Annotated in this window: 12 protein-coding genes; 8 read left to right on the top strand and 4 right to left on the bottom strand. The window is 69.1% G+C overall.

Annotated features, from left to right (window positions below; genetic code table 11):
* Nucleotides 1-245: 245 nt before the first annotated feature.
* Entirely contained in the window at nt 246-1,514 is a 1,269-nt protein-coding gene (gene urtA, locus MKK65_RS04430) for an urea ABC transporter substrate-binding protein (protein ID WP_058191232.1), read from the bottom strand.
* A gap of 254 nt (nt 1,515-1,768) precedes the next feature.
* On the opposite strand from urtA, the gene MKK65_RS04425 reads away from it, so the two are divergent.
* The 4 genes from MKK65_RS04425 (at nt 1,769) to MKK65_RS04410 (ending at nt 6,772) form a co-directional block, all read left to right on the top strand.
* Nucleotides 1,769-5,143, top strand: a complete 3,375-nt coding sequence (locus tag MKK65_RS04425) for an ATP-binding protein (RefSeq protein WP_243955693.1) — start codon at nt 1,769-1,771, stop codon at nt 5,141-5,143.
* The gene (locus MKK65_RS04420; RefSeq protein WP_243955691.1) at nt 5,136-6,056 is read left to right on the top strand and encodes a response regulator transcription factor; all 921 of its coding nucleotides are present in this window, start codon (nt 5,136-5,138) and stop codon (nt 6,054-6,056) included. The genes MKK65_RS04425 and MKK65_RS04420 overlap by 8 nt, the downstream gene beginning before the upstream one ends.
* A 106-nt stretch (nt 6,057-6,162) precedes the next feature.
* Nucleotides 6,163-6,375 (top strand): hypothetical protein, encoded by a 213-nt coding sequence (locus MKK65_RS04415; protein ID WP_082643150.1) that lies wholly within the window; start codon nt 6,163-6,165, stop codon nt 6,373-6,375.
* Between the two features lie 31 nt (nt 6,376-6,406).
* The gene (locus tag MKK65_RS04410) at nt 6,407-6,772 is read left to right on the top strand and encodes a DUF6894 family protein (protein ID WP_243955689.1); all 366 of its coding nucleotides are present in this window, start codon (nt 6,407-6,409) and stop codon (nt 6,770-6,772) included.
* A 259-nt stretch (nt 6,773-7,031) separates the two neighbouring features.
* Here the strand turns inward: MKK65_RS04410 and MKK65_RS04405 are convergent, their stop codons facing one another.
* On the bottom strand, nt 7,032-7,475 hold the full coding sequence (locus MKK65_RS04405; protein ID WP_243955687.1) for a DUF488 family protein: 444 nt from the start codon (nt 7,473-7,475) through the stop codon (nt 7,032-7,034).
* Between the two features lie 202 nt (nt 7,476-7,677).
* On the opposite strand from MKK65_RS04405, the gene MKK65_RS04400 reads away from it, so the two are divergent.
* Nucleotides 7,678-8,559, top strand: a complete 882-nt coding sequence (locus MKK65_RS04400; protein ID WP_058191216.1) for a GH25 family lysozyme — start codon at nt 7,678-7,680, stop codon at nt 8,557-8,559.
* Nucleotides 8,560-8,696: 137 nt separating this feature from the next.
* The gene (locus tag MKK65_RS04395; RefSeq protein ID WP_243955679.1) at nt 8,697-9,509 is read left to right on the top strand and encodes a Crp/Fnr family transcriptional regulator; all 813 of its coding nucleotides are present in this window, start codon (nt 8,697-8,699) and stop codon (nt 9,507-9,509) included.
* Between the two features lie 19 nt (nt 9,510-9,528).
* Here the strand turns inward: MKK65_RS04395 and MKK65_RS04390 are convergent, their stop codons facing one another.
* The gene (locus MKK65_RS04390) at nt 9,529-9,915 is read right to left on the bottom strand and encodes a VOC family protein (protein ID WP_243955677.1); all 387 of its coding nucleotides are present in this window, start codon (nt 9,913-9,915) and stop codon (nt 9,529-9,531) included.
* A 191-nt stretch (nt 9,916-10,106) separates the two neighbouring features.
* Here MKK65_RS04390 and MKK65_RS04385 point away from each other — a divergent pair, with 191 nt between their 5' ends.
* Nucleotides 10,107-11,036 carry a DnaJ C-terminal domain-containing protein gene (locus MKK65_RS04385; protein ID WP_243955675.1) on the top strand — a complete coding sequence of 310 codons (930 nt, stop codon included), beginning with the start codon at nt 10,107-10,109 and terminating at the stop codon, nt 11,034-11,036.
* A gap of 114 nt (nt 11,037-11,150) precedes the next feature.
* On the top strand, nt 11,151-11,975 hold the full coding sequence (fabI, locus tag MKK65_RS04380; RefSeq protein WP_243955674.1) for an enoyl-ACP reductase FabI: 825 nt from the start codon (nt 11,151-11,153) through the stop codon (nt 11,973-11,975).
* On the opposite strand, the gene MKK65_RS04375 is transcribed toward fabI, so the two are convergent.
* Entirely contained in the window at nt 11,972-13,135 is a 1,164-nt protein-coding gene (locus tag MKK65_RS04375) for an AAA family ATPase (RefSeq protein ID WP_243955672.1), read from the bottom strand. The two genes, fabI and MKK65_RS04375, sit on opposite strands and share 4 nt — an antisense overlap.
* Nucleotides 13,136-13,138: the final 3 nt, after the last annotated feature.

The raw sequence follows: 13,138 nt of genomic DNA, 5'->3' as shown, positions 1-13,138 counted from the left end.
AAGCAGACCCGCACTGGCTTCGGCGCTCCCGCCACCTTACCGAAGTGTAACGGCACGCTCCGCGCTATCAGCCACCCGACCGAGAAGAGGATGCGGCCGGGCGAAGCCTGTCTGGAGAAGATAGCGCCGAATTCGCCGAGGGACTGCCCGAGCAAAATTGCTGCGTCTCCCCCCCGCCCTTGCCCCGATGTCGGCTGACGCAACGCTATCCCTCCCCCGCAGAGGGGGGAGGGGAGCGTTGGAGACTACTGGTAGCCCTTCGGGAACGGATCCGGCTTGATCAGCTCCGGGCTGGTGTAGACGATCTCGAACTGGCCATCGGGCTTGGCCTTGCCGACCCGGGTCTTCGACCAGAGGTGGTGGTTCTCGTCGATCCGGACGTAGCCTTCCGGAGCGCCCTTGAACTCCAGACCCGGGGAGGCGGCGACCACCTTGTCGACGTCGAAGGAGCCGGCCTTCTCGCACGCCATCTTCCACAGATACGGGCCGAGATAGGCCGCCTGGGTCACGTCGCCGATGACCGTCTTTTCGCCCCACATCTTCTTGAAGGCGGCGACGAATGCCTTGTTGTTCTCGTTCTCGATCGACTGGAAGTACTTCATGCAGGCATAGGCCCCGGCGATGTTCTCGCCGCCGATGCCGTCGATCTCGTCCTCGGTGACCGAGATCGTCATCAGCACCTGCTTCGACAGGTCGATGCCGGCCGCCTTGAGCTGCTTGTAGAACGCCACGTTCGAGCCGCCGACCACGTCGGTGAAGATCACCTTCGGCTTGGTCAGCTTGATCTTGTTGATGACCGAGTTGAACTGGGTGTGGCCAAGCGGGAAGTATTCCTCGCCGACGACCTTGCCCTTGAGAACGTTCTCGACGTGCTTGCGGGCGATCTTGTTCGAGGTGCGCGGCCAGATGTAGTCCGAGCCGATGAAGTAGAAGCTGTCGCCACCCTTCTCCTTGTGGACCCAGTCGAGCCCGGCCAGAATCTGCTGCGTGGCCTCCTGGCCGGTGTAGAACACGTTCTTGGACTGCTCCAGGCCCTCGTAGAAGGTCGGATAGTACAGGAGGCCGTTATACTGCTCGAACACCGGCAGCACCGCCTTGCGGGAGGCCGAGGTCCAGCAACCCATCACGGCGGCGCAATGGTCGTTGACCAGGAGCTTCTTGGCCTTCTCGGCGAAGGTCGGCCAGTCGGAGGCGCCGTCCTCCTGGATGATCTTGATCTTGCGGCCGAGCACGCCGCCGGCCTCATTGATCTGCGCGATGGCGAGCTTCTCCGCCTCCTGGGCGCCGGTCTCGGAGATCGCCATCGTGCCGGTGACCGAGTGCAGGATGCCGACCGTCACCTCGGTGTCGGTCACGGCGAGGCCGGTTGTGTTCACCGCCGAGGTGGGCGCTGCCGCCCAGGCGCCGCGGGGCATCAAGGCGAGGGCCGGCGCGCCGGCCAGTCCCATGAGCAGCCTGCGCCGCAACGGGGAGTGCAAGCCGTTCTTCGCGCCGGTCTCGGTGTCGTCAGCCATCGTGCCTGCCTTCATCCGCGTCCAAGCCTTGAGAAGCGGCTCGGATCGACTGGTCCAGGCTAGGTCTTCGGTTGCACTGCGGCCTATACGATGTTTTGCGTATGGCCGTTCTCTTGCATCGAGCGCACCATCGCGGCGCAGAAGTCTGAGGGATCGTTGGGAGCGAAGGCAGGGAGCGTGGGCAGCGCCCGGGCGCTGCATTTTTTGCGCGCGCGCGTGCGCGAACGCGGCTCCATGTGCCGGACGGGGCCCCGATGAGCGGCCCCCAGCGAATCATCCCGATCCGCCGGGACTACAACCGCTTCGTGGCCGACGAGACGCTGGAGGATTACGCCCTCCGCTTCACCGCCAAGAAGGCACGGCGCTGGTCCGGCTTCCAGGTGGCGCAGACGGCGCTCGGCTCGGTCTCGTTCCTGGCGCTCGAGGCGATCGGCGGCACCCTGGCGCTGACGGCGGGCTTCCCGAACACGCTGGCCGCCGTGCTGGTGGTCGGCCTGATCATCTTCGCCACCGCGGCGCCGATCACCGTCTACGCCGCCCGCTACGGCCTCGACATGGACCTGCTGACGCGGGGCGCCGGGTTCGGTTATCTCGGCTCCACGGTCACGTCGCTAATCTACGCGAGCTTCACCTTCCTGTTCTTCGCCATCGAGGCGGCGATCATGGCGCTGGCGCTGCAGCTCTGCTTCGGGCTGCCGCTGGGCGTCGGCTACCTCCTCTGCGCCGCCGCGGTGATTCCCCTGGTGGTCTACGGCATCCGGCTGATCAGCCGCTTCCAGATCTGGACGCAGCCGCTCTGGGTGGCCTTGAGCCTGCTGCCGCTCGTGTTCGTGGCGGCGCAGGGCGCCGAGCCCCTGCATGCGCTGGCGGATTTTCCGGGCCTCGACGGCGGTGGGGCGGCCTTCGACATCGGTCGGTTCGGTCTCGCCACCGGGGTGCTGTTGGCCCTGCTGGCCCAGGTCGGCGAGCAAGTCGACTTTTTGAGATTCGTGCCCGAGCCTGTCGGCCAGCGCGACTGGCGCTGGTGGCTGGCGGTGCTCTCGGGTGGCGCCGGCTGGATCGTGCCCGGCATGCTCAAGATCCTGCTCGGCGCCGGGCTCGCGGTCCTGGCGCTCGGGCATGGCGTCCCGCCCGAGCATGCCGCCGAGCCGACCCGGATGTACGCGGTGGCGTTCGGCTACGTCACCGGGGAGGGCGGCCGGGCGGCACTTCTGCTGACCGGCCTGTTCGTCCTGGTCTCGCAGCTCAAGATCAACCTCACCAACGCCTATGCCGGCTCGATCGCATGGTCGAACTTCTTCTCTCGGCTCACCCACAGCCACCCGGGGCGGGTGGTCTGGCTGGTGTTCAACGTGGCGATCGCGGTGCTCCTGATGGAGCTCGGCATCGACAAGACCATCGAGAGCACGCTGCCGCTCTACGCCTCCGTGGTCTCGGCCTGGGTCGGGGCACTGGCCGCCGACCTCGCGGTGAACAAGCCGCTCGGCCTCTCGCCCCCGGGTATCGAGTTCAAGCGCGCCCATCTCTACGCGATCAATCCCGTCGGGACCGGCGCCATGGTGCTGGCGCTCGCCGTCGGCGGCCTTGCCTATGCCGGCCTTCTCGGCCACGCGCTCCAGCCCTTCGCGCCGCTCCTGACGCTGTCCACCGCCTTTGCGGCGGCGCCGGTGATCGCCTGGGCCACGGCCGGCCGCTGGTATCTCGCGCGGATACCGAAGCAGGATTGGGGGGCGGGCGAGATCATCTGCCGGGTCTGCGAATTGCCCTTCGAGGGCGAGGACATGGCTCATTGCCCGGCCTACGACGCCCCGATCTGCTCCCTGTGCTGCTCGCTCGATGCCCGCTGCGGCGACCTGTGCAAGCCGCACGGTCGGTTGGAGGCCCAGGCGCAGCAGGCGCTCGGCCGGATCCTGCCGGGGCGCACCGCGGCCTGGATCGGCGCGCCGCTCGGCCGTTATTTGGCGGTGATGCTGACGCTTTGCGCGGTGATCGGCCTGATCCTGGGGATCGTGCATGCCGGAGCGACCATCGCGCATCCCGAGCACCGCGACTTTCTGCGCTCGGCGCTCACCAGCGTGTTCTTCATCCTAGTGGTGATCCTCGGCGTGGTGGCGTGGCTATTCGTCCTCGCCCAGGAGAGCCGGCGGGTCGCCCAGTCCGAGACGATGCGCCAGACCGCGCTCTACGAGGCCGAGATCGCCGCGCACAAGCTCACGGACGCCAAGCTGCAGGAGGCCAAGGAGCGGGCCGAGGCCGCCAACCTCGCCAAGAGCCGCTACGTTGTCGGCATCAGCCACGAATTGCGCACACCGCTCTCCACGGTGCTCGGCTACGCGCAGCTCCTCGAATCCGATCCTGCGATCCCGGCCCCGCGCCTCAACGGTATCCGGGTGATCCGGCGCAGCGCCCAGCACCTGTCCGGGCTGATCGACGGGCTCCTCGACATCTCGCGCATGGAGGCCGGGCGGCTCGAGATCCACCGGGACGAGGTTCGGCTTACGGAGTTCCTCGACCAGCTGGTCGACATGGTCCGGCTGCAGGCCCGGGAGGCCGGCCTCGAATTCCGGTTCTCCCGGCCGGAGATCCTGCCCGCGGTGGTTGCCACCGACGAGAAGCGCCTGCGCCAGGTGCTGCTCAACCTCCTGTCGAACGCGATCAAGTTCACGCCCTCCGGCACCGTCTCGCTGGATCTGAGCTACCGCAGCCAGATCGCAATATTCACGATCCGCGACACCGGCCCGGGCATTCCGGAGGCGGATCTGGCCCGGATCTTCCAGCCGTTCGAGCGCGGCTCGACCCCGGCCGCCCGCAGCACCCCGGGGACGGGGCTCGGGCTCACCATCGCGGACCTGCTGGCGCAATTGCTCGGCGGCGAGATCACCGTGGCGGCGGCGCCGGGCGGCGGCACCCAGGCCCGGCTGCGCCTGATGCTGTCTTCCGTCGCCCAGCCCGCGCCGATCATCCTGCCGGTCCCGGCCTCCGCGCCGGAACGGGCCTATGCCGGTGCCCGCCGCACGATCCTGGTGGCCGACGACGACACCGCCCACCGCGCCCTGATGCGGGCGATCCTGGAGCCGCACGGGATCTTCGTGATCGAGGCGGGCTCGGGGCCCGAATGCCTGGCGGCGGTGGCCCGGGGCGGGATCGACCTGGTCCTGCTGGACATCGCCATGCCGGGCATGAGCGGCTGGGCCGCTGCCGCGACGCTGCGGGCGGAGGGCCACACGGGGCCGATCGCCATGATGTCGGCCAACGTCCACGAGATCAGCCCCGTGCGCGGCGACGACGCCCCCCACGACGCGATCTTCGCCAAACCCTTCGACCTGCGCGACGTGCTGGAGCGGATCGGCAAGCTGCTCCACCTCGAATGGACCGACGCAGCGACGCTTTCCTTGCGCGAGCCCTCCCCGGCGCTCACGGATATCGGCCATCCCGGCCCCGAGCATGTCGGCGAGTTGTTGCGCCTGGGCCGCATCGGCCATATCCGCGCCATCGAGGCCAAGCTCGCCCAGATGGAGGGCGACGCCACGGTTGCGCCCGCCTTCGTGGCGCAGATGCGCGGCCTTGTGGAGGGCTACGACCTGCGCCGCTACCTCTCGGTCCTGCAGGGGCTCGCCCGCCATGGCTGAGGCACCGACGAACCAGCCGAGCCGCGACGTCGTCCTGGTTGTGGACGATTCGCCCGACACGCTGAGCTTCCTCACCCAGGCGATCGAGCGCTCCGGCGCCACCGTGCTCGTGGCGGTGGGCGGCGACCTCGCCCTCGCGTTGGTCGACGAGATCACCCCGGACGTGATCCTGCTCGACGCGATGATGCCGGGTATGGACGGGTTCGAGACCTGCCGGCGTCTCAAGGCCAAGCCGCAGATCGCCGGGGTGCCGGTGATCTTCATGACCGGCTTGAGCGAGACCGAGCACATCGTGAAGGGCTTGAGCGCCGGCGGAATCGACTACGTCACCAAGCCGATCGCCCCCGACGAAATCCTGGCCCGGATCCGCGTGCACCTCGCCAGCGCACGGGCCGCGCAGAGCGCCCGGGCCGCCCTCGACACCGCCGGGCGCACCCTGTTCGCGGTCTCCGAGGCCGGGGCCGTGCTGTGGGCGACCCCGCAGGCCGGACGGCTGCTGGCAGGGCTCGGCCACGATCCGGCGGTCGCCCTCGAATTGCCGCCGCGGGCCCGGGACTGGCTGCGTGGCTGCCTCACCGGCGCCTCGGCCAACGCCCTGACGCTCACCGGCCGCGACGGCACGCCTCACGCGCTGAGCTTCATCGGCCGCACCCCGGACGAGATCCTGCTGCGCCTGTCGCGCGAGGAAGCCTCCGGCGGCATCGAGCGGCTGCGGGCGCGGCTGCCGGTCACCGGGCGCGAGGCCGAGGTGCTGCTCTGGCTGTCCCGGGGAAAGTCGAGCCGCGATATCGGCGAGATCCTCGGGCTCAGCCACCGCACCGTGACCAAGCACCTCGAGGGTATCTACGCCAAGCTCGGCGTCGAGAACCGCACCGCCGCCTCGATCATCGCCGCCCGCCACCTGCAGGATTGAAGGCCTGCCGGGCTTGTCCACAGGCATCGCGGCACTGCGAAACCGGTTGGTAAGCGGCGTCCCACCACGGTCCCGGCACAGACGAACCAATTCGGGACCGGATGCGATGATGACCAGCCACCAGCTCGCCGACGAACTGAGGCGGGTCGCCACCACGCAGGTCAGCGACATCACCCGTGCGGTCAAGGAAGGCCAGAAGTCGATCGCGCTGAACGAGGTACGGGACATGGCCCGGCGCCTTAGCCTGCTGGCGGACGCCTTCGATCCGAAATCGGCGGCCGAGAAGGCCGATCCCCAGGACGGCGCCCAGGCCGCTTGACCCTCGCCGCACGATCCTGAGGACCGCTCCCATGATCCGCGCCTATTTCTACATCCGCCTCGACGGTGCCTATCTGCCCGCGCCGACGGCCCAGGACATCGCCGACATGGACGCCGCCCGGACGGCGGCGCGAACCATCGTCCGGGGCCTAATGCGCCAGCATGGCGGCGACCCGCGACTGCTCGACGCCGCCCTGGTCATCGCCGACGAGGCCGGCACGACGCTCCTGGAGATGTCGTTCCTCGAAGCCCTGTACCTGCCGGTCGAGCCGGTGAACGACCCGAATCGCCGTCGGCCGATCCCGCGGGAATTCGGCGCCGTGCGCACCTCCCGGATGCTGCTGAGCGCCGCCATGGCGCCGATCCGGCGCTTCGCCGCCGCGCGGGCGACGCGCTGACCTGAATACGAATTGACCGAGCCGAGCGTTGCCGCTTTCGCGCTGTCCCTTTTCCCGAGCGCGTGGAGCGAGAGCGGAATGCGACTCGGGATCCAGCACAGGATGACGCGAAGCACCTGATTGCGACCGTCGCTTCAAAATCGTGCCGCTGCGCGGCGCTGTCTCCGCTGGATCCCGGATCACCTTCCACTGACGTTTCAGGCGTCCGGGAAAGGAGCGCGTGTTTCATTCCTGCGCGACGGCCAACGCCAGTGGAGAGTCAACCGAACAGGTCGGTCGTCACGAATCCCCGGTCCGCCAGCCGCTCGGCCAGCACGCGGCGGTGGCAGCGGGCCGGGTCCCGCTCGAAGCACAGCAGGCAGGTCGGTGCGGCCTCCGCCATGGCGGCGAGCTCGTCCAGGGCGACGCCGCCGGCGGCCGTGTCGAGCACCTCCTCGCAGTAGATCTTGCGCATCAGCGCCGCGTCGTCGGCCCGGGCGGCCTCGCGGCCGGATTTCGGCGTGCCGAGGCTGCGCAGATGCGCGTAGCCGAGCCCCGCCTCCACGAGCCCGGTTCCCAGCGCGCCCTTCGAGAAGCCGCGCTTGCGCGAGTTGGCCACCGCCCGCACGTCGGCCAGGACGGCGACGCCCGCCGAGCGCAGGGCATCGGTGAGCCGCTCCGGGTCGAGGCCTTCGTAGCCTATGGTAAAGAGTTGCTTGCTCACGGGACCGTGACGGGACTCGCGTTGCGGGACTGGCACTTAGCCGGATCGGGGCCTGTGAACCAACCGGGGATTGATGCGGTATGTCGCGGCAGCGCAACGACTCCCGGAATTCCGCCGCAAAGATCGCAAAGCTCCGTTAACTGCGCTCGGGTCATCGCTTACGCCTGACTTTGGCGCTTCTTCGGTGGCGGGCTGAACACTGATGGTGCGGGATTACAAGCTTTCGCAGGTGTCGTTCGCCGAATCGAGCCGGGGATCCGGCCGGTTGAGGCGCGTTCGCCAACTTGCCACCCGGGTGCTGGCCGTCGCCGTGATGGCCGGCCTGGCCGCCTGCGCGTCCAACCCCGACTTCTACCCGACCAAGGGCGATGCCAAGCCCCATCCGGGCGTGGCCAAGGCCAAGCAGCACCCGATCCAGGGCATCGACATCTCGAAGTGGCAGGGCAACGTCGACTGGGCCTCGGTCCGGGCCGCCGGCACCCAGTTCGCCTTCATCAAGGCGACGGAGGGCGGCGACCACGTCGACGAGCGCTTCCGGACCAACTGGGACAACGCGGCCCGGGCCGGCGTGCCGCGGGGCGCCTATCACTTCGTGTTCTGGTGCCGCTCGGCCCGGGACCAGATGGAGTGGTTCAAGCGCAACGTCCCGAACGACCCGACGGCGCTGCCGCCGGTGCTCGACGTGGAGTGGAACGGCCACTCGCAGACCTGCCCGAAGAAGCTGCCGAAGGCGCAGGCCCTGGCGATGGTCACCGAGATGCTCGAGGAGATGGAGCGTTACACCGGCAAGCGCCCGATCATCTACACCGATATCACCTTCCACAAGGACGTCCTGGAAGGCGAACTGCCCGACTATCCGCACTGGCTGCGCTCCACCGCGGCCGAGCCCGAGCAGCGCTTCGTCAACCGGAAGTGGATGCTGTGGCAGTTCACCTCCACCGGGCGCGTCCCCGGGGTGCAGGGCGACGTCGACCGCAACGCCTTCTACGGCACGCCGTCCGACTGGGCCTCGTTCCTGTCGACCGATTGCGATCCCCGCGAGCATCGGCGCCTCTCGGAACAGGGGCTATGTACCGACAAATAATTGTTCGGGGTTGATAGACTTAAGTTGGTTCACCAACACAGGCTAGGATATATGCGTGTCGGGTTCTCCCGCACGCCGGCGGGCCGCTCGACGAGGATCCTTCCGGGAGCCTCTTCTCCCATGATCCCCTGCCTGCAATGCCCGCTGACCGCGCCGCCGCCCTCACGGGCAACCTGCTCCTTGATGCGCTTCGGGAGCCCGACCGCGCGTTGATCGCGCCCCATCTCGAACCGGTCTCCTTCGACAAGGGGGCGAGCGTGTTCCAGGCGGGCTCGGACGTGACGCACATCACCTTCCCGTGCGACCAGACCGTCGTGGCTCTCATCATCGCCACCCGGGACGGGCGCTGCGCCGAGACCGCCACGATCGGGCGTGAAGGCGCGGTCGGCGGCATCGTCAGCGCGGGCCGTGTGCCGGCCTCCACCGAGGCGATCGTGCAGATCGGCGGCCCGATGCTGCGCCTCGACGCGGAGCGTCTCCAGGATGCCAAGCGCCGGTCCACCGAAATCCGCAACCTGTTCGCGCGCTATTCCGACTGCCTCCTAGCCCAGGTGCTCCAGGCCGCGGCCTGCAACGCCCTGCACCCGATCGAGCAGCGCTGCCTGCGCTGGCTCCTGACCCTGCAGGACCGCATCGGCGGCGACACGCTGCCGATCACCCACGAATTGCTGGCCTCGATGCTCGGCGTCCAGCGCACCTACCTGACGCGCATCCTGCGGACGCTTCAGGACCAGGGCCTGATCCGGGTCGGTCGTGGGCGCATCACGGTGCTCGATCGCCGGGCGATGTCGAGGGCCGCCTGCGAGTGCCACGACCGGGTGCAGCGGCATTTCAAGACCGTGCTCGGCGCGGTCTACACCGCGGACGGCTTCGACCGGATCGAGCCGCCGGCGCCCGTGGATGGAAACGTGGAGCCCCCCCTGGCCCTGAGTGGCGGCCGCCACGGGTGAGGTGGGGCGTGGTCCGGCGTCAGTCTTCGGACCGGCGCTCCAGGATCTCGATCAGCGCGCCGTCGGGACCCTCCACGAAGGCGATCCGCAGGCCGGGGCCGCGCTCGGTGATACCGGTCCGCACGGTGACGCCGCGGGCCGCGAGTTCGGCCATGGCGGCGTCGATATTGGCGACGCGCAGGCCGATATGCTCGATGCCGAGGCAGGGCGTCCGCGTGGCGGGCGTGGTCTCGGCCGGGGCCTGCTCGATGAAGACGGTGAGACCGCCGAGATCGAGCACCATGCGCTGCACCGGATCGGCGCCGACGCGCTTCACCGCCCTGGCTCCGAAGGTCTCGACGTAGAAGGCGGCGGCCTTCACGGCGTCGCGGCTGCGCAGGTGAACGTGATCGCAGGCGTATTGCATCGCGTGTCTGTCTCCCGCAGGCCGGCGCTGGCGTCTTGCGTAAAGGTTATGTGGTCGCGCGCTCCAGGGCGAGATCCGCCGCTTGACGCAGGGCGCGAACCCGCAGACTTTCGCCGCCGCGATCGTTGCAGGGATGCAACATCCTTCCCACATCCGGGTGGAAATTCCACACCGCATAGCCCAAGAGACCGATGCGCAATCCCTACGACGTGCTGGGCGTCCCCAAGGGAGCGAGCGAAGCCGATATTAAAAAGGCTTACCGCAAGCTCGCCAAGGACTTCCACCCCGACCGCAACAAAGACGACGTGAAGGCCAAGGACCGCTTCGCCGAGGCGAACTCGGCTTACGAGATCCTGGGCGACTCCGAGAAGCGCAAGCAATTCGACCGCGGCGAGATCGACGCCGACGGACGGCCGCGCGCCTCCGGCTTCGAGGGATTCTCGGGCGGCTTCGGCGGCGGCCGGTCGAGCGGGTTCGATTTCGAGAACATGGCGCGCAGCCGGCAGGGCGGCATGGGCGGCGGCGGCGGGATGGGCGAGGATATCTTCTCCCACATCTTCGGCGAGGCGTTCCGCGCGGGCGGCGCCGGGCCCGGCGGTCAGCGCCAGGCGGCCAAGGGCGAGGACGTCGCGGCCGAGCTGTCCGTGAGCCTGGAGCAGGTCGCCAGCGAGGAGAAGCTGCGGCTGGCGCTGCCCACCGGCCGGGAGGTCGACGTCGTGATCCCCCGGGGCGTCGAGGACGGCCAGACCATCCGGCTCCGCGGCCTCGGCCAGAGTGCCGGCCCCCGTGGCGAGCCCGGCGACGCGCTGCTGACCATCCGCATCCGCCCGCATCCCCGCTTCACCGTCGACGGCGCCGACCTGCGCACCCATGTCGAGGTGCCGCTGGAGGACGCCGTGCTCGGCGGCATGATCCGGGTGCCGACGCTGACCGGCGCCGTCGAGATGAAGATGCCGCCGATGACCAGTTCCGGCCGCACGTTCCGGCTGCGCGGCAAGGGCCTGCCCAAGAAGGACGGCACGCGCGGCGACCTGTTCGCCACCACGGCGATCACCCTGCCGGAGAGCGAGGATCCGATCCTGACCGACTTCGCCCGGGGCCGGCGCGCCAAAGCCGCCTGACACACGCGACCCACCCGACCGTCTTGCGGTCGGGTGCGGACTTCCGTCACCGGGCCGGCTCCGTTAAGGAGACCCCCGGTGCCGCAAGGGGCCGAGAGGTTTCCAGGATCGATCATGGCGGAACACGGGCAGGGCATTCTGGCGGGCAAGCGGGGCCTCGTGCTCGGCGTCGCCAACAACCGCTCGATCGCCTGGGGCATCGCCCGCAGCGCCCGCGCGCACGGGGCCGAACTCGCCTTCACCTATCAGGGCGACGCCCTGCGCAAGCGGGTCGAGCCCCTGGCGAAGGAACTCGACGCCCACGTCATCGGCCATTGCGACGTGACCGATGCGGCCACGATCGACGCCGTGTTCGAGGAGGCCGCGCGCGTCTTCCCCGAGGGCATCGACTTCGTCGTCCACTGCATCGCCTTCTCGGACAAGGACGAGCTGACCGGCCGCTATCTTGAGACGTCCGAGGAGAACTTCACCAAGTCGCTCCTGGTCTCGTGCTACTCGTTCACGGCCGTGGCCCAGCGCGCCGAGAAGATCATGCGCCCAGGGGGCTCCCTGCTGACGCTGACCTATTACGGCGCCGAGAAGTGGATGCCGCACTACAACGTCATGGGCGTGGCCAAGGCGGCGCTTGAAGCCTCGGTGCGCTACCTGGCGGCCGATCTCGGCCCGAAGAACATCCGGGTCAACGCGATCTCGGCCGGTCCGATCAAGACCCTGGCGGCCTCGGGCATCGGCGACTTCCGCTACATCCTGAAGTGGAACGAGTACAACGCGCCCCTGCGCCGGACGGTGACCATCGGTGAGGTCGGCGAGACCGCCGCCTATCTGATCTCCGACATGTCGGCCGGCATGACCGGCGAGATCCTGCACGTCGATGCGGGCTACCACGTCGTCGGCATGAAGAACCCCGAGGCGCCGGACCTGACCCTCGACAAGGATTAATCGTCGTCGTCGCGGTCCGCTTCGGCGAACTCACCGGAGAGCTTCAGCCCCTCGATCCAGGTCTCGCCCTCGCGCTTGACCACGACCCGCGGCCGGGCGCCGCCATGGGTGGCGATCCCGTCCGCCAGTCGCTCGGAATGCGTGACCAGCCAGACCTGGGTGCGCTGGGCCGCCCGGGCGATCAGCCGGGCCAGCGGCTCCATCAGGTCAGGATGGAGGCTGGTCTCCGGCTCGTTCAGCGCGATGAACGGCGGCAAGCGGTAGCCCAGCAGGGCGCCCATGAGGGCGAGGTAGCGCAGCGTCCCGTCCGACAGCTCCGCCGGGCCGAAGACCCGGTTCGGAAAGTCCGGCATCGTCATCCCGAAGCTTGCCTCGCGTCCGGGCACCGGCATCACCAGCCGGGCGCCCGGAAACGCCTCGTCGAGGGCTTCGTCGAGGTTGGCCGTGTCCTGCCGGATATGCGCCAGGGTGGCGAACACGGCGGCAAGGTCCGACCCGTCGGATGCGAGCGTCGGCGTGGTTACGGCGAGGCAAGGACGGCGCAGGGGCGCGTCGGCGTCCGTGCGGAACGCGTGATGGAAGCGCCATGCCATCATGGCGAGGCGCACCAGGGCGATCTCCGGGTGCAGCGTGGCGTCCAGGAAGGTGCCGAGCGCCGTCTCGGTGGGCAGCAGATCGATGCCGAGCGAGCGCTTGCGCCCGTCCTCGTCGCGAACGAAGCCGGTCCGGCCGTCGCGGTCGAGGATCACCGCCTTTCGGGGGCCGGCGCGCACCGATAGGCGCTCGGCCTTCACCTGCGGCTCCTGGGCGAAGGCTGCGCCGATGGGAACACCGGCAACCTGCGGCACCAGCCCGATCTCGACCGCGTAGATGAAGCCCTGCCCGGTTACGTCATCGTGCAGGGTGGCGGACAGCCGGATCCGGGCCGCCTCACCGTGCCGCCGACGTCCGGCCCAGAGCGCCGAATCCATGCCGCCCTCCGCGGCGAGGTCCCGGGTGAGCGTCCCACGGGCGGCGGCCTGCAGCAATTCGAGGCCGCGATAGAGGTTGGTCTTGCCGGTGCCGTTGCCGCCCACGAACACCGACAGGTCGTCCACCGGGAAACCGATCCGACGCAGCGACCGGTAACCCGAGACCGCGATTTCCCGAACCACCAGCATTTG

It is taken from the genome of Methylobacterium sp. J-001, assembly GCF_022829565.1.
GTDB lineage: Bacteria > Pseudomonadota > Alphaproteobacteria > Rhizobiales > Beijerinckiaceae > Methylobacterium.
The sequence above is the reverse complement of the archived record's forward strand: the minus strand, read 5'-3'. Positions and strand labels throughout refer to the sequence as shown.

What these genes read in the sequence shown, in the direction of transcription:
- urtA (WP_058191232.1), bottom strand. Translation starts at nt 1,514, where the DNA reads ATGGCTGACGACACCGAGACCGGCGCGAAGAACGGCTTGCACTCCCCG.
- fabI (WP_243955674.1), top strand. Translation starts at nt 11,151, where the DNA reads ATGGCGGAACACGGGCAGGGCATTCTGGCGGGCAAGCGGGGCCTCGTG.
- MKK65_RS04400 (WP_058191216.1), top strand. Translation starts at nt 7,678, where the DNA reads ATGGTGCGGGATTACAAGCTTTCGCAGGTGTCGTTCGCCGAATCGAGC.
- MKK65_RS04425 (WP_243955693.1), top strand. Translation starts at nt 1,769, where the DNA reads ATGAGCGGCCCCCAGCGAATCATCCCGATCCGCCGGGACTACAACCGC.
- MKK65_RS04390 (WP_243955677.1), bottom strand. Translation starts at nt 9,915, where the DNA reads ATGCAATACGCCTGCGATCACGTTCACCTGCGCAGCCGCGACGCCGTG.
- MKK65_RS04420 (WP_243955691.1), top strand. Translation starts at nt 5,136, where the DNA reads ATGGCTGAGGCACCGACGAACCAGCCGAGCCGCGACGTCGTCCTGGTT.
- MKK65_RS04375 (WP_243955672.1), bottom strand. Translation starts at nt 13,135, where the DNA reads ATGCTGGTGGTTCGGGAAATCGCGGTCTCGGGTTACCGGTCGCTGCGT.
- MKK65_RS04395 (WP_243955679.1), top strand. Translation starts at nt 8,697, where the DNA reads ATGCCCGCTGACCGCGCCGCCGCCCTCACGGGCAACCTGCTCCTTGAT.
- MKK65_RS04415 (WP_082643150.1), top strand. Translation starts at nt 6,163, where the DNA reads ATGATGACCAGCCACCAGCTCGCCGACGAACTGAGGCGGGTCGCCACC.
- MKK65_RS04385 (WP_243955675.1), top strand. Translation starts at nt 10,107, where the DNA reads ATGCGCAATCCCTACGACGTGCTGGGCGTCCCCAAGGGAGCGAGCGAA.
- MKK65_RS04410 (WP_243955689.1), top strand. Translation starts at nt 6,407, where the DNA reads ATGATCCGCGCCTATTTCTACATCCGCCTCGACGGTGCCTATCTGCCC.